This is a genomic window from Rhodanobacter sp. B2A1Ga4, from assembly GCF_018101315.1.
Taxonomy (GTDB): Bacteria; Pseudomonadota; Gammaproteobacteria; order Xanthomonadales; family Rhodanobacteraceae; genus Rhodanobacter; species Rhodanobacter thiooxydans_A.
On record NZ_JADBJR010000001.1, the window covers coordinates 727,804 to 742,790 of the forward strand.

Genomic DNA, 14,987 nt, shown 5'->3' on the forward strand with positions numbered 1-14,987 from the left:
GCCAGGCACATCCGGGCGACATTTCCCGGGCCAGGCCGGAAAGCAGGCAAAATAGGCGGTTGGCGACACGCCTGCCCGCTCCTTGCTCGACTACGGATGACTCACTTGACCACCACGCCTGCCCCCACGCCCCTGCCCGACGACGCGGACGCCGCCCTGCTGGAACGCCTGCGTGCGGCGGCGGAGCTGCTGGAATCGGTGGCGGCCGACCGCCAGCTGCTGGACCGGTTGCCGGCAGGCGACCGCCAGCGCCTGCACCAGGCGGTGGCGCAGGTCTACCACCCCGACCCGGTGGCGCGGCGGATCAAGCTGAAGGCGGCCGAGAAGGCACGCCATGCCAGCAAGGTCGAAGCCGAGGAAACGGTGCTGAACCAGACCGGCATCCGTACGCTGCGGCGCAGGCCGGTGTTCACCACGCCGAACGTGTTCGTGCCGAAGGGGTTCCTGCCGCGCGACGTCGCGCCCGAGGACGACGCCGCACAGCCGCGCGAGTCGGTCGAACCAAAGCACTGCTACGTGTGCAAGCAGAAGTACACGGCCATCCATTTCTTCTATGACCAGCTGTGCCCGGATTGCGCCGTGTTCAACTACGCCAAGCGCGGCGAACTGGCGGACCTGCGCGGTCGCGTGGCGCTGCTCACCGGCGGCCGCGTGAAGATCGGCTACCAGGCCGGGCTGAAGCTGCTGCGCGCCGGTGCCGAGCTGATCGTCACCACCCGCTTCCCGCGCGACTCGGCGGCGCGCTACGCCGAGGAACCCGACTTTGCCGAATGGGGCGACCGCCTGCAGGTCTACGGCCTGGACCTGCGCCATACGCCCAGCGTGGAGGCGTTCTGCCAGGAACTGGTGGCCACCCGGCCGCGGCTGGATTTCATCATCAACAACGCCTGCCAGACCGTGCGCCGGCCGCCGGAGTTCTACGCGCACATGATGGAAGGCGAGACCGCCGCGCTGCACGAGCTGCCCGAGCACGTGCGCCGGCTGGTCGGCCATTACGAAGGCCTGCGCGGCACGAACATCCTGCCCGAGGCCGGCACCGCGGCGAACCTGCCGGGTCTGACCCGCGCCGCCGAGCTGTCACAGCTGCCGCTGCTGCCGGAGGAACTGCTGGCGCAGAGCCACCTGTTCCCCGAAGGCCGGCTCGACCAGGACCTGCAGCAGGTCGACCTGCGCCAGCGCAACTCGTGGCGGCTGCTGATGGCCGAAGTGCCGTCGGTGGAATTGCTGGAGGTGCAGCTGGTCAACGCGATCGCGCCGTTCATCATCAACGCGCGGCTGAAGCCGCTGATGCTGCGCACGGGCGAGCGCGACAAGCACATCGTCAACGTGTCGGCGATGGAAGGCCAGTTCTACCGCAGCTTCAAGACCACCCGCCACCCGCACACCAACATGGCCAAGGCCGCGTTGAACATGATGACGCGCACCTCGGCCACCGATTACCACAACGACGGCATCCACATGAACAGCGTCGACACCGGCTGGGTGACCGACGAGGACCCCGCCGAACTGGCCGCGAAAAAGGTGCTGCAGGAACGCTTCCACCCGCCGCTGGACATCGTTGACGGCGCCGCGCGCATCGTCGACCCGATCATCCACGGCATCAACACCGGCGAGCACGTGTGGGGCCAGTTCCTGAAGGATTACCGGCCGACGGATTGGTGAGGCCGGCCGTTGCCGAAACGGCCGGACCGCACAGCAGGATGCCCGATGCTTTCGGCACCGGGCATCCTGTCACGGACGTGAACTTCAGCCTGCAGGATCGCAACCAGGCCGGATTTGCGTGGTTCCCCTGTGGATCCAGGAAAACCGACGCCACTCCGGGCCTGTTCGCCGCTTACTCGTTGCCTGTGGATTGCGCGCAACCGCCCTGCGGGCAGGTGAAGTCGATATTGATGCCGCGACCCACCACCAGCTTGACGTTCGACCGCTGCTCGACGGCGTGCCCGTCCTTCTCCAGCGTCACCGTATACACGCCAACCGGCAGTGCACCGAGGGTGTAGCGGCCTTTGTCATCCACCTTGACGTGACGATTGAGCCCGTTCGTGGTGCTCTTCGCGGTGATGGTCTGGCCTGCCGGGGCCATGCCAAAGACATGCCCTGTAGTGGACTGCGCGTTGACCGCCACGGACCCGGCGCCGATGACGACCGCCAACGCCAGGCTCCATGCCCGGAAACCGCGACGGTGCACGGAGCGAGGGTGCTCGATGTGCATGCTGTTGTTCATGTGACATCCTTATTTCTTGTAACGACCATGGGGATACGAGCCTGCAGAAATCATTTCCGGCAATCGGCTCATGGGGAGTAGCGGACGGCTTCATCGACCTGCCATGCGCGTAGCGAACCCGTGCACGAGGCTTCATGTTTCCGTCCACAGCCATCCGGCAAATGGCAGATGTCACAGATGCCGGCTGGCGCATGCAGCCTATGCCGGCGTGCGGCATTCGTCGAAGGGTCAAAGGTCACGAATCAGCGCCCACGGTGGCATGACCGTTGGCACGTGCAGGCCGGTTCCCAGGGGACCTCGCTTCAGCGACCGGCAAGCCAGGCCGGACGGAGCGACACGATCCAGCGACAGTCCGTTTCCTGCACGCACATTTCAAGTCGCGGCGCGCAGCCTCATGTTTCGTGCCGGCGCCAGTACGGCGCGAAACGACTTCAGGAGAACGCCATGATTGAACGCAGACCCTTCGACAGTCTCGGCGGAGCCGACCACGGCTGGCTCAAGGCCAAGCATCATTTTTCGTTCGCCGGCTACCACGACGCGAAGCGCATGGGCTGGGGCGCGCTGCGCGTGTGGAACGACGACACCATCGCGCCACAGACCGGCTTCCCGCCGCATCCGCATGCGGACATGGAGATCATCACCTACGTGCGCGAGGGCGCGATCAGCCACCAGGACAGCCTGGGCAATGCAGGCCGCACCGAGGCCGGCGACGTGCAGGTGATGAGCGCGGGCAGCGGCATCACCCACGCCGAGTACAACAAGGAGAACGTGACCACGCGCATTTTCCAGATCTGGATCATCCCCGACGAGAACGGCAAGTCGCCATCGTGGGGTGCGCGGCCGTTCCCCAAGGGCGATCGTTCGGGCCGCTTCGTGGCGCTGGCCAGTGGTTTCAAGGAAGACACTGAGGCGCTGCCGCTGCGCACCGACGCGCGCGTGCTGGGCGCGACGCTCAAGGCTGGCGAAAGCACCGAGTACCCGCTGGCCCGCGGCCGCTACGCCTACCTGGTGCCGGCCACCGGCAAGGTGGATCTCAACGGCGTGAAGCTGGACGCCCGCGACGGCGCGGCGATCCGCGACGAGGCAACGCTGAAAGTGACCGCGCTGGAAGATGCGGAACTCGTGCTGGTCGACGTGGCTGCTTGAGCCCTCTGCCGCAGGAGCGCACCCTGTGCGCGAACGGCGGGCGTGGCCCGCCTTGCAGGCATTCGCACACAGGGCGCTCCAGCACATGCAAGCCATCGAAATAACTCGCCCCGGCAATCCCGACGTGCTGCGTCTGGTCGAACGCCCGATCCCGCAACCGGGGTCGGGCGAGGTGCTGATCAAGGTGGCCGCGGCTGGGGTGAACCGGCCGGACGTGTTCCAGCGCCAGGGCAACTACGCGCCGCCACCGGGTGCCTCCGACCTGCCCGGCCTCGAAGTGGCGGGCATTCTGGTCGAAGGCGATTTCAGCGGCAACAACCCGTTCGGTCTCAGGCCGGGCGACCCTGTTTGCGCCCTGCTCGCCGGCGGCGGCTACGCTGAATACGCCGTGGCGCCACTGCCGCAATGCCTGCCGGTACCGGCAGGGTTCTCGATGGTCGAGGCGGCGGCACTGCCGGAGAATTTCTTCACGGTGTGGAGCAACGTGTTCGAACGTGGCCAGCTCGGCCGCGGCGAAGGCGGCACACGGGAAACCCTGCTGGTGCAGGGTGGCTCCAGCGGCATCGGGGTCACCGCGATCCAGCTCGCGCATGCGTTCGGCCATCGGGTGTTCGCCACTGCCGGCAGCGCGGAGAAATGTGCAGCGTGCGAACGGCTCGGTGCGGAACGCGCGATCAACTATCGCGACGAGGATTTTGTCGCCGTGGTGAAGCAGGCTACCGATGGCCACGGTGTAGACGTGATCCTTGACATGGTCGCCGGCGACTACATCCCGCGTGAGATCGACGCGCTGGCCACAGGCGGTCGGCTGGTCTTCATCGCCACCCTGGGTGGCAGCAAGGCCACCATCGACGCGGGTACGATCATGCGCCGGCGACTGACCCTCACCGGCTCCACCCTGCGCGCGCGCGACGTGGCCTTCAAGGCCGCGCTTGCCGTTCAGCTATACGAAAAGGTCTGGCCGCTGCTCGAAGCCGGCACGGTGCGGCCGGTGATCCACCAGGTCTTTCCCGCCGCCGAAGCGGCCCGGGCGCATGCGCTGATGGAAAGCCGTGCGCATATCGGCAAGCTCGTGCTGGCGTGGTGAGCCGGTTCGAATTCGAGCGCAAGACCCGGGGTGTGGCGGGGCCGACCGATCCGTAGATTGGCTGCACGAGATAATCTTCCGCAAGGAACAGCCATGAAAACCTCCGACAAACAGACCGCGCTTGCCGCCACCATCGTCGCCGACCCGCGCTGGGCCGCGGTGCAGGCGCGCGACGCGCGTGCCGACGGCAGCTTCTTCTATTCGGTGCGGACCACCGGCGTGTACTGCCGCCCGTCCTGCGCTGCGCGCCCGGCCCGGCCCGAGAACGTGACGTTCCACGCCACCGCCGCCGAGGCGGAACGCGCCGGCTTTCGCCCGTGCCGGCGCTGCAAACCCGACCAGCCATCGCTGGCGCAGCAGCATGCGGTGATGGTCACCGCCGCCTGCCGCTCGATCGAGCAGGCCGAGTTGATGCCCACCCTCGAACAACTGGCGAAGCCGGCCGGGCTCAGCCCGTTCCACTTCCACCGCGTGTTCAAGGCCGTCACCGGCGTGACCCCGAAGCAGTACGCCACGGCGCACCGCAGCCGTCGCGTGCGCAGCGAGCTGGGGCGCAGCGCCTCGGTGACCGAGGCGATCTTCGACGCCGGCTACAATGCCAGCAGCCGTTTCTATGAAACCGCCGACCAGGTGCTGGGCATGACGCCCTCCAGCTATCGCGCCGGCGGCGCCGACAGCGCCATCCGCTTCGCCATCGGCGAATGCTCGTTGGGTGCGATCCTGGTGGCGCAGAGCGAACGCGGCGTGTGCGCGATCCTGCTCGGCGACGATCCGGACGCGCTGGCGCGCGACCTGCAGGATCGCTTTCCCAAGGCCAGGCTGATCGGCGGCGACCACGACTACGAGCAACTGGTGGCGCAGGTGGTCGGCTTCGTCGAGGCGCCGGCGATCGGCCTGGACCTGCCGCTGGACGTGCGCGGCACCGCGTTCCAGCAGCGCGTGTGGCAGGCGCTGCGCGAGATACCCGCCGGCAGTACCGCCAGCTACAGCGAGATCGCACGGCGCATCGGTTCGCCTACGGCGTCGCGGGCGGTGGCGCAGGCCTGCGCCAGCAACATGCTGGCGGTGGCGATCCCGTGCCATCGCGTGGTGCGCAACGACGGCGGCCTGTCCGGCTACCGCTGGGGCGTGCCACGCAAGCGCGCGCTGCTGGATCGCGAGGCGCAGGCATGAATGCGCAGTTGCGCCCCGTCCCCAAAGTCGATGCGCGGCTGCGGGCATACGACTGGACCGGCATCGCCGATGAACTCGACGCACACGGCTGCGCGATGCTGGAAGCCCTGTTGTCACCGCAGGAGTGCGTAGCGCTGGCTGGCCTGTACGCGGACGATGGCTGGTTCCGCAGCCGCGTGGTGATGAGCCGTCATGGTTTCGGCCGTGGCGAATACCGCTACTTCGACTACCCGTTGCCTGAGCTCGTGGCCGAGCTGCGCGGCGCGGTCTATCGGGAGCTCGTGCCGATTGCGAACCGCTGGAACGCGGCGCTGGACAGCGCCGTTCGCTACCCCGCCACGCACGACGAATTCGTCGAACGCTGCCACGCCGCCGGCCAGCGGCGCCCTACCCCGTTGCTGCTGCAGTACGGCGCCGGCGACTACAACTGCCTGCACCAGGATCTGTACGGCGAGCACGTGTTTCCGCTGCAGCTGGCGATCCTGCTGTCCGAGCCACGGCGCGACTTCAACGGCGGCGAATTCGTGCTGACCGAGCAGCGACCGCGCATGCAGTCGCGCGCCGAAGTGGTGCCGCTGCGCCAGGGCGATGCGGTGGTGTTCGCGGTGCACCAGCGGCCAGTGCAAGGTACGCGCGGCAGCTACCGGGTGAACATGCGCCACGGCGTCAGCCGGGTGCGCAGCGGCCAGCGCCATACGCTTGGCATCATCTTTCACGACGCCACATGATCACTGCCGATCTGTTCGCTGCTACACCCGCCCCTGTTCGCCAGGACCAGCCGCTGTGCGAGGGTGCGATGGTGTTGCGCGGGTTTGCCCTGGCCAGCGAGGCGGCGTTGCTGCAAGCGCTCGATGCGATCGTGGCGCAGGCACCGTTCCGCCATCTGGTCACGCCCGGTGGCTTTCGCATGTCGGTGGCGATGACTAATGCGGGGCCGCTGGGCTGGGTCAGCGATCGCCGCGGTTATCGCTACGATCCGATCGATCCGGACAGCGGGCGGCCCTGGCCGCCGATGCCGCCGGCTTTCCTGCAACTGGCCGATGCCGCCGCCGCGCACGCCGGCTTTGCCGGTTTCGTGCCGGATGCCTGCCTGGTCAACCGCTACGAAGCCGGCACCCGGCTGAGCCTGCACCAGGACCGCGACGAGCGCGACCTGGGCGAACCGATCGTGTCGGTCTCGCTGGGCATCCCGGCGGTGTTCCTGTTCGGTGGATTGCAACGCTGCGATCGTGCGCAGCGCGTGCCGCTGGCGCACGGCGACGTGGTGGTATGGGGCGGCCCGGCGCGGCTGCGCTATCACGGCGTGCTGCCGCTGAAGCCGAATCACCACGAGTCGCTGGGCGATGTCCGCATCAACCTGACGTTTCGTCGTGCCGGCTGACGCCGCGGCTTTCCTGGCTGCGGTAGACGTCGACTGGGCACGCCTGGTTGCGCAGGTCGGCCCCTGCGGCCACGAACCGAAACCGGCGCGCGAGCCGTACGAAGCGCTGGTGCGTGCGGTGGCCTACCAGCAACTGCATGTGAAGGCCGGTGACGCGATCCTGGCGCGGCTGCTGGCCTTGCATCCGAAGCGGGCATTTCCGTCGCCGACGCAATTGCGCGATGCCGACTTCGACGCCATGCGCGCCTGCGGTTTTTCGGCGCGCAAGGTCGAGACGATCCGCGGCATTGCCGCGGCCGCGCTGGAGGGTGTGGTGCCGGACCTGTCCGCGGCCCTGGCGTTGCCGGACGAAGAACTGATCGCCCGGCTCAGCGCGCTGAAAGGGATCGGCCGCTGGACCGTGGAGATGTTCCTGATCTACAGCCTCGACCGGCCCGACATCCTGCCGGCGGACGACTTCGGCGTGCGCGAGGGTTACCGCCTGCTGAAGTCGCTGGAAACGGCGCCCGCACCGAAGGCGCTGGCGGCGACCGGCGCCGCTTGGAGCCCGCATCGCACCGCTGCCGCCTGGTTTCTATGGCGCGTACCGCGGCCGCCGAAGGCGAAGGCTAGGCGGGCGGCAGCGGGCTGACGCCAAGCCGGTGTCCATACACCAGCTTGCCGCCCAGCCAGCCGGCCACGCCCAGGCACAGGAAGCCCAGCACGCTCAGCCCGATCGCCAACAGGCCAGGCGCGACGAAGTGCGTGCCGTGCAGGCGCAGGAACAGGCTGGCCACGTAGCAGCAGAGCGCAGCCATCACCATGAGCATGTGCCGGTTGACGTCCCTGATCGCCGGGTTGTCCCCGTCGAGCCTGGCCAGTTCGAGCAAGCCGGCCAGCATGGCAGGAATCGAGAAACCGATCCCCGCCAGCAACACGATGCCGGCGAAGCGCCACGCCGGTTCGCCCATGAGCAGGCTGGCCAGATCTGCCGCGGTGGCCAGCGACCAGCAGGCGATCGGGAAATGCACCAGGGCCGGATGCAGTGGGTGGCGCATGGCGTCAGCTCAGGCCAGCAGCAGGCTGAGCAGGGTCAGGAAGCCGACCACCGCCACGCCGGCGTGCACGAATACCACGGCCTTTGGCGCGACCTGCTTGCGCAGGTGGAACGAGGCGAGGAAGAAGCCGCCCAGCGCCGCCAGCACCAGCAGGGCCAGCGCCGCGGTGAGCCGTCCCGGCGCCGCACCCTGCAGCACCACGAGAATCAACAAGATCAGACCGCTGGCACCGAGCAGCGCATGCAGTACCGAGATCGCCCACGGCGCCAGCCTGCCGCGCAGCACGCTGGAAGCCAGCACCAGACCGCCGATGGCGGCAATCGCAAAAATCAGAATCGCATAGAGCAGCATGTCGTTCCCCCCCGAGTGGCACGTTGATGAAGTGAGTGGCTGCCGATCGGATGCGGCGGCACGCCCAAAGGTTCCCGCACCCCGGCCCGCGCTCGACCATGGTGCAAGTGCCCATCCCGCCGCAGCTTGCTACCCTCCCTGGATCGTCCGGTTCGCGAGGCAGGCATGACACATACCCACGGCATCCACACCATCGATACCGGCTTCGTGCGGCCGCAGTTCGACGCGGCCTACCTTGTCGTCGAACAAGGCCGCGGCGCCTTCGTCGACTGCGGCACCAACTTCGCCGTGCCACGCATGCTGGCGGCGCTGGACGAGGTGGGGATCACCGCGACCGCGGTGGACTGGCTGATCCTCACCCACGTGCATCTGGACCATGCCGGCGGTGCTGGCGAATTGATCGCACGGCTGCCGAACGCGAAGCTGGTGGTGCATCCGCGCGGCGCGCGGCACATGATCGATCCCTCGGTGCTGTGGGCCGGCGCCAGCGCGGTGTACGGCGAGTCGGTGATGGAACAGACTTACGGCCGGCTGCGCCCGATCCCCGCCGAGCGCGTCATCGAGGCGCCGGACGGGCATGTGGTGGATCTGGGCGGCCGGCCGCTGCGCTGCATCGACACGCCTGGCCACGCAAAGCACCACCTTACCGTGTACGACGAGCACGCCAACGCCTGCTTCACCGGCGACGTGTTCGGTCTGTCATATCGCGATTTCGACACCGCGAACGGCCCATTCATCCTGCCTACCACCTCGCCGGTGCAGTTCGATCCGCCGGCGTTGCATGCGTCGATCGAGCGGCTGCTCGCCCTGAAACCCGAGGCGATGTACCTCACCCACTACGGCCGGGTGGAGGGCGTCGAACGGTTGGCCGCCGACCTGCATGCGCAGATCGACGCGATGGTGGATCTCGCCCTCGCCGCGCATGGCAAGCCTGACCGGCATGTCGCGCTGATGGAGTCGCTCACCGACCTTTACGCAGCCCGCGCCGAGGCCCATGGCTGGCAGCAGGGGCGCAGCGCGCTGCGCCAACTGCTGGGCATGGACATCGAGCTGAATGCGCAGGGGCTGGTGGTGTGGCTGGACCGCTGACGACTCACGTCAGTCGCGTACCGTTCGGTACCGGCCGCTCGATCGCGGTGAGCACCACGCCCTCGTCGGTGGGAAAGCCGGTGAGCAGGAACTGCGAGCGGAACGGGCCGATCTGCTTTTCGGGGAAGTTGATCACGCCCACGACCTGCCGGCCCAGCAGGTCACCGGCCTGGTACAGCGCGGCGATCTGCGCGCTGGTCTTCTTCTCGCCGTAGGGCCCGAAATCCACCCATACCTTCCATGCCGGCTTGCGCGCCTCGGGGAACGGTTCGACCCTGGTCACCGTGCCGGCGACGATCAGGACCTTCTCGAAATCGGCCCAGCTGATTTCGGCGTGATTCGTTGCACTCATCCTTCCAGCCTCGTTTTCAGACAGTCGCGGCTTTGTTGCCACCAGTAGCTGGCCTGCGCTGCAAGATAACCGAACGGGCGGTGCGTGCTGCCCAGGCCGTAGTCGGCGAACTGCTGCCAGCGGTCGTCGCCCGCGGCGATCGCCGCCGCCAGCAGTTCGCCGGCGGCACAGGTCGGCGCCAGACCGTGCCCGCCGAAGGCCTGGGCCCACCACAGACCGTTGCCGTTGCCGCCGATCTGCGGCATCTGGTGGCGCGCATAGCTCATCAGGCCCGACCAGGCGTGGTCGATGCGCACGCCCTTCAGCTGCGGGAATACCCGCAACAGGTCCTTCATCAGCAGTCCCTGTACGGCACGCGGCGAACGATCCAGGATCGAGATGCGTCCACCCCACAGCAGCCGCGTATCCGGCAGCGCGCGATAGTAGTCGAACGCGAAGCGGCTGTCGTAGATCGCCGCGCGGGTATGCAGGCAGTCGTCCAGCCGGACGCCGAGCGGTTCGGTCACCATCACGTAGGTGGCGATCGGCAGGATCGCCCGGTCGATCGGCTTCTGCAGGCCGGCCAGGTAGCCGCCGCAGGCCAGCACGACCTGATCGACCAGCAGTTCGCCTTGCGCCGTACGCAGGCGCCACTGCAGGCCCTCGCGCGCGAGGCTGCGCACGCCGCTGTGCTCGTGGATGCGCACGCCCTGCCCGGCCGCCGCCGCGGCCAGGCCGATCGCGTAGTTGAGCGGGTGCAGGTGCAGCGCGTCGCGTTCGTACAGACCATCGTGATAGCGCTCGCTGCGGATGCGCGCGCGCAGTTCGGTCTCGGGCAGCCATTGCCATTGCACGCCGTAATGGTCGGCCAGCAACCGCTGGCGCTGGCGCAGCACGGCGGGGTCGCGGAACCAGTTGGCCCAGATCACGCCCTCGTCGACCATATCGCAGGCGATCGCGTAGCCGGCGACGCGCTGGCGGATCCGCCCGACTGCTTCGGTGGTGAGCCTGAACAGCGCCTGCGCGCGCGCCTCGCCCAACTGGTCGAGCAGCGACTGTTCGCCCAGCGAGTAGCCGGCGAAGACGAAGCCGCCGTTGCGGCCGGAGGCGCCGAAGCCGACCTGCTCGCGTTCCAGCAGCACCACGTCGCGCACGCCGCGCTCGGCCAGCCCCAGTGCGGTGTTCAGACCGGCGAAGCCGCCGCCGATCACGGCGACCCGCGCGTGCGCGCTGCCCGACAGCGGCGCCCATGCCGTGTACGGTGTTGCCGTGGCGCGGTAGTAGGACGTGGGGGAGGAGGGTTTCATGCTGCGTGGATGGCCGACACCGACGTACGTGACCGGACAAGCATAGCCCTCATCCCCGGACGTGGCTGGCGCAGCAGCGGTTCAAAGCCGGCCGAGGAACTCTCGCACGGTGGGCGCGAGTTTCGGATCCTGCAGCGCCATGTGCATGGTCGCGCGTACCAGCCCTGCCTTGTTGCCGCAGTCGAAGCGGATGCCTTCGAAGCGATAGGCCAGCACCTTGCCCTGCTCCTTCAGCAACGCGTCGATTGCGTCGGTGAGCTGGATCTCGCCGCCGGCACCCGGCGTGGTCTGTTCCAGCAGCTGGAAGATACGGCCGGGCAGCACGTAACGCCCGACCACGGCCAGGTTCGACGGCGCGTCGGCCGGCTTGGGTTTCTCGACCATGCTGCGGATCAGAGCGCTGCGTTCGTCGACCGGCGTGGCGTCGACGATGCCGTACTTGTCGGTGTCACTGTGCGGAACTTCCTCCACCGCGATCACGCCGGCCTGCTGCGCCTCGGCGAGGTCAGCCATCTGCCGCAGCGCGCCCTTGCCGGCGGCATTCCAGATCAGGTCATCCGGCAGGATCACGCCGAACGGTTCGTCACCGACCACGGGTTTGGCGCACAACACGGCATGGCCCAGGCCAAGCGCCTCAGGCTGGGTCACGAAGATCGCCCGCACGTGCCGTGGCAAGGTGCCCTGCACCAGCGCCAGCAGTTCGGCCTTGCCTTTCTCCTGCAGCTTCGATTCCAGCTCGTAGGCCTTGTCGAAATAGTCGGCGATCGCGTGCTTGTAGCGGTTGGTGACGAAGATCAGCGTGTCGGCACCGGCATCGACAGCCTCATCGACGGCGTACTGGATCAGCGGCTTGTCGAGCACCGGCAGCATTTCCTTGGCGACCACCTTGGTTGCCGGCAGGAAACGCGTGCCGAGGCCGGCGACGGGAAACACCACTTTGCGCAGGGGCTTGCTCACTCATTGATCTCCGGGTTGGCGCGACGGATCGACACCACGTTGTCCGGCTGTACCGTTTCGCTCCAGCGGAACGAAGGCAGCAGGCTGGATACGCAGCGGCGAAGTTCTTCCTCATCAAAAACGCTCGCTGCTTCGGCAGCCTTGTGCAGCAGCGCCTGCAGCAGTTCCCACGACACTTCGCGGTGCTGCGCCAGGAAGATCTTGGCGTGCGCGGTGGCGCTGTAGTTTTCCAGCGGGTGGAACAGTTCTTCGAACAGTTTTTCACCTGCGCGCAGGCCGGTGTACACGATCGGGATCTCGCTGCCCGGTTTCTTGCCAGCCAGGCGGATCATCTGCTCGGCCAGGTCGCGGATCTTCACCGGCTCGCCCATGTCGAGCGCGAAGATCTCGCCACCCTTGCCGATGCTCGCGGTCTGCAGGATCAGCTGGCAGGCCTCGGGAATGGTCATGAAGTAGCGCGATATTTCCGGGTGTGTCACGGTGACCGGGCCGCCGTCACGGATCTGCCGGCGGAACAGCGGCACCACCGAGCCGGCCGAATCCAGCACGTTGCCGAAGCGCACCGTCATGAAGCGGGTATCGGCGTGCGCATCGAGGTTCTGGCAATAGATCTCGGCGATGCGCTTGCTGGCGCCCATCACGCTGGTCGGGTTGACCGCCTTGTCGGTGGAGATCAGCACGAAGCACTCGACCCCGGTTTCGCAGGCCGCATCAGCCACCGTGCGCGTGCCCAGTGCATTGTTGCGGAACGCTGCGCGAAGCTGCCCCTGCAGCATCGGGACATGCTTGTAGGCGGCGGCATGGAACACCACCTGCGGCTGGAGTTCCGCGAACGCCTTCCGCATGGCAGCCGGGTCGCCGCAGTTGGCGAGGATGCCATCGAGGATCAGCTCAGGGAAATGCGCGCGCAGTTCCTGGCTGATCCGGTACAGGTTGTACTCGCTCTGCTCGACCACGGCGAGCGACTGCGCGCCCAGTCGGGCGACCTGGCGGCACAGTTCCGAGCCGATCGAGCCGCCGCCGCCGGTAATCAGCACGCGCTTGCCGCTCAATGTTTCGCGGATCGCGGTCCAGTCCAGTTCCACCGTGTCGCGGCCGAGCAGGTCCTCGATCGCCACTTCCTTGATCTGGTTGAACTGGGCGCGGCCGGCCACCACGTCCTCCAGCCGCGGCACCGTCCGGTATGGCAGGTCGGTGGCGTCGCACAGCGCAACCACCTGGCGCATCTCGCTCGTCGATGCACCCGGCAGCGCAATCAACAGCATGTCGACTGCCACTTCACGGGCAACCTCGGGCAACTGCTCGAAGCGCCCCAACACCGGGTGGCCGTTGATGCTGGCGCCGCGCAGGCTGGGCCTGTCGTCGATGAAACCGACTACGGCGTAGCGGTTGTCACGCTGCAGGTCACGCGAAAGCATCTCGCCGGCGCGATCCGCGCCGACGATCAGTACCCGCTTCGCGGCCTGGTTGTGCAGCAGGTCGTTGCGACTGTCCTTCCAGTAGCGATAGGCCAGCCGTGGGCCGCCGAGCAGCACGGCGAGCACCAGCGGATAGAGCAACAACACCGAGCGCGGCACGCCCTCCAGCCGGTTGTAGAGGAACAGCGACACGCCGATGAGCAACGAGCCAATCACCACGGCGCGCACGATATTCCACAGATCCGGCAGGCTGGCGAAACGCCAGACGCTGCGGTACAACCCGGTCCAGCGGAAGACCAGCCCCTGAACCAGCAACACGATGGGTAATCCGAACGCGCTGAAATGGACGATCTCGTCGGGTTTCAGCGCATACCGCAGCAGCTTGGCGATCCACCAGGCGATTGCGGCCATGGCCAGGTCGTGCAGCACGACGGCAATACGCGGATGGATGAAGCCGACGAGTTTACGCAGCGACATGGGATGCCTTGGGCAGATGGCGTCGCAGGCAGCGACGTTTCAGCGCCAGCCACGCGGCTGCCGCTCCAAGATAGACGGCTATGGTAATCGGCAGCGCCATGTGCAGATGACTCCAGGCCAACCAGGCCGCTGGTGCCGCGACCAGCAGGTTCCAGCCCATATAGGCGATGCCCGCCCGTGCATGCGTTTCCCCCCGGCGCACCAGCCACTGGTAAAGGTGTTCGCGATGGGCAGTGTACCAGCGCCGCCCGTGCCACATGCGGGTCAGCAAGGTAAGGCTGGCATCCGCCACGAAGGCGGACGACAGGATCAGTGCCGGCCACAGCAACGCGGGCTCGACGCGCCACAACATCGCGCTGAAGGCAAAGATCAGCAGGCCGACGCTGCCGCTGCCGACATCGCCCATGAAGATTCGAGCCGGTGGCCGGTTGAAGTACCAGAAACCCAGCGCCGACGCCGCAAGAGCCGCCGTCGCCATGGCCAGCGCAGGCTGCGCCGCCGCCCATGCCAGCACGGCCAGGCCTGTGCCGACGAAGATCGCCTGCTGCGCCAGCAGGCCATCGATGCCGTCCATGAAATTGTGCAGGTTGATGCTCCACGCGCCACCGAGCAGCAACACCGGCAGCCACCACCACGACAGGCCGGTGGCCAGCAGGCCCAGCGAAAACAGGCCGACTGCCAGCAACTGGGCACCCAGCCGCGGCAAAACCGGCAACGAGCGGTGGTCATCCCACCAGCCGGCCAGCGCCACCAGAACGAGCGCGGCGAGAAGACCGGCGATCACGCTTGGGGGCCAGTCCGCCGGCGGGTTCCACAGCACGCCGGACAGACAGGCCAGCATCGCCACGACGATGCCGATGCCACCGCCACGCGGGGTCGGCAAATGATGTGAACGGCGCTGCCCGGGCTGGTCGAGCATGCCGCGCCGGTGCGCATAGCCGATCGCGCCACGCACCAGCAGCAAGGTGATCGACAAGCTGGCCAGCAACCATCCCGTGGTCAGGTACAT

Annotated in this window: 16 protein-coding genes; 8 read left to right on the forward strand and 8 right to left on the reverse strand. The window is 67.6% G+C overall.

The features are described from left to right. Positions 1–96 precede the first annotated feature (96 nt). Positions 97–1,662 (forward strand): SDR family oxidoreductase, encoded by a 1,566-nt coding sequence (locus tag IMW82_RS03270; RefSeq protein WP_211003838.1) that lies wholly within the window; start codon positions 97–99, stop codon positions 1,660–1,662. A 172-nt stretch (positions 1,663–1,834) separates the two neighbouring features. Here IMW82_RS03270 and IMW82_RS03275 read toward each other — a convergent pair whose 3' ends face one another. Continuing rightward, positions 1,835–2,224 (reverse strand): carboxypeptidase-like regulatory domain-containing protein, encoded by a 390-nt coding sequence (locus tag IMW82_RS03275; RefSeq protein WP_211003839.1) that lies wholly within the window; start codon positions 2,222–2,224, stop codon positions 1,835–1,837. Between the two features lie 444 nt (positions 2,225–2,668). On the opposite strand from IMW82_RS03275, the gene IMW82_RS03280 reads away from it, so the two are divergent. The 6 genes from IMW82_RS03280 to IMW82_RS03305 all read left to right on the forward strand — a co-directional run bounded on the left by IMW82_RS03280 (position 2,669) and on the right by IMW82_RS03305 (position 7,642). After that, positions 2,669–3,370 (forward strand): pirin family protein, encoded by a 702-nt coding sequence (locus IMW82_RS03280; RefSeq protein WP_211003840.1) that lies wholly within the window; start codon positions 2,669–2,671, stop codon positions 3,368–3,370. An 85-nt stretch (positions 3,371–3,455) separates the two neighbouring features. Next, positions 3,456–4,457 carry an NAD(P)H-quinone oxidoreductase gene (locus tag IMW82_RS03285; RefSeq protein WP_211003841.1) on the forward strand — a complete coding sequence of 334 codons (1,002 nt, stop codon included), beginning with the start codon at positions 3,456–3,458 and terminating at the stop codon, positions 4,455–4,457. A gap of 93 nt (positions 4,458–4,550) precedes the next feature. Next, positions 4,551–5,630, forward strand: coding sequence for a bifunctional DNA-binding transcriptional regulator/O6-methylguanine-DNA methyltransferase Ada (gene ada / locus IMW82_RS03290; protein ID WP_211003842.1), 1,080 nt, complete (start codon positions 4,551–4,553; stop codon positions 5,628–5,630). Then, the gene (locus tag IMW82_RS03295; protein WP_211003843.1) at positions 5,627–6,358 is read left to right on the forward strand and encodes a 2OG-Fe(II) oxygenase; all 732 of its coding nucleotides are present in this window, start codon (positions 5,627–5,629) and stop codon (positions 6,356–6,358) included. The genes ada and IMW82_RS03295 overlap by 4 nt, the downstream gene beginning before the upstream one ends. Further along, positions 6,355–7,011: a DNA oxidative demethylase AlkB gene (gene alkB, locus IMW82_RS03300; RefSeq protein ID WP_211003844.1), complete on the forward strand. Its 657-nt coding sequence runs from the start codon at positions 6,355–6,357 to the stop codon at positions 7,009–7,011. Before IMW82_RS03295 ends, alkB begins: the two co-directional genes overlap by 4 nt. After that, positions 7,001–7,642, forward strand: a complete 642-nt coding sequence (locus IMW82_RS03305; protein WP_211003845.1) for a DNA-3-methyladenine glycosylase 2 family protein — start codon at positions 7,001–7,003, stop codon at positions 7,640–7,642. Before alkB ends, IMW82_RS03305 begins: the two co-directional genes overlap by 11 nt. On the opposite strand, the gene IMW82_RS03310 is transcribed toward IMW82_RS03305, so the two are convergent. Together IMW82_RS03310 and IMW82_RS03315 are read right to left on the reverse strand one after the other, a co-directional pair. Further along, positions 7,620–8,048 (reverse strand): DUF2231 domain-containing protein, encoded by a 429-nt coding sequence (locus IMW82_RS03310; RefSeq protein WP_211003846.1) that lies wholly within the window; start codon positions 8,046–8,048, stop codon positions 7,620–7,622. The genes IMW82_RS03305 and IMW82_RS03310 overlap by 23 nt on opposite strands. Positions 8,049–8,057: 9 nt before the next feature. Further along, positions 8,058–8,399: a hypothetical protein gene (locus tag IMW82_RS03315; RefSeq protein ID WP_211003847.1), complete on the reverse strand. Its 342-nt coding sequence runs from the start codon at positions 8,397–8,399 to the stop codon at positions 8,058–8,060. Positions 8,400–8,564: 165 nt separating this feature from the next. Here IMW82_RS03315 and IMW82_RS03320 point away from each other — a divergent pair, with 165 nt between their 5' ends. Then, positions 8,565–9,488 carry an MBL fold metallo-hydrolase gene (locus tag IMW82_RS03320; RefSeq protein ID WP_211003848.1) on the forward strand — a complete coding sequence of 308 codons (924 nt, stop codon included), beginning with the start codon at positions 8,565–8,567 and terminating at the stop codon, positions 9,486–9,488. 4 nt (positions 9,489–9,492) lie between these two features. On the opposite strand, the gene IMW82_RS03325 is transcribed toward IMW82_RS03320, so the two are convergent. The 5 genes from IMW82_RS03325 to IMW82_RS03345 form a co-directional block, all read right to left on the reverse strand. Continuing rightward, on the reverse strand, positions 9,493–9,840 hold the full coding sequence (locus IMW82_RS03325) for a tRNA-binding protein (RefSeq protein WP_211003849.1): 348 nt from the start codon (positions 9,838–9,840) through the stop codon (positions 9,493–9,495). Further along, positions 9,837–11,126: an FAD-binding oxidoreductase gene (locus IMW82_RS03330; protein ID WP_211003850.1), complete on the reverse strand. Its 1,290-nt coding sequence runs from the start codon at positions 11,124–11,126 to the stop codon at positions 9,837–9,839. The genes IMW82_RS03325 and IMW82_RS03330 overlap by 4 nt, the downstream gene beginning before the upstream one ends. Positions 11,127–11,207: 81 nt before the next feature. Next, entirely contained in the window at positions 11,208–12,083 is an 876-nt protein-coding gene (galU, locus tag IMW82_RS03335; RefSeq protein ID WP_211003851.1) for a UTP--glucose-1-phosphate uridylyltransferase GalU, read from the reverse strand. Further along, positions 12,080–13,978: a nucleoside-diphosphate sugar epimerase/dehydratase gene (locus IMW82_RS03340; protein WP_211003852.1), complete on the reverse strand. Its 1,899-nt coding sequence runs from the start codon at positions 13,976–13,978 to the stop codon at positions 12,080–12,082. Before IMW82_RS03340 ends, galU begins: the two co-directional genes overlap by 4 nt. Further along, positions 13,965–14,987 (reverse strand): glycosyltransferase family 4 protein, encoded by a 1,023-nt coding sequence (locus IMW82_RS03345; RefSeq protein ID WP_211003853.1) that lies wholly within the window; start codon positions 14,985–14,987, stop codon positions 13,965–13,967. Before IMW82_RS03345 ends, IMW82_RS03340 begins: the two co-directional genes overlap by 14 nt.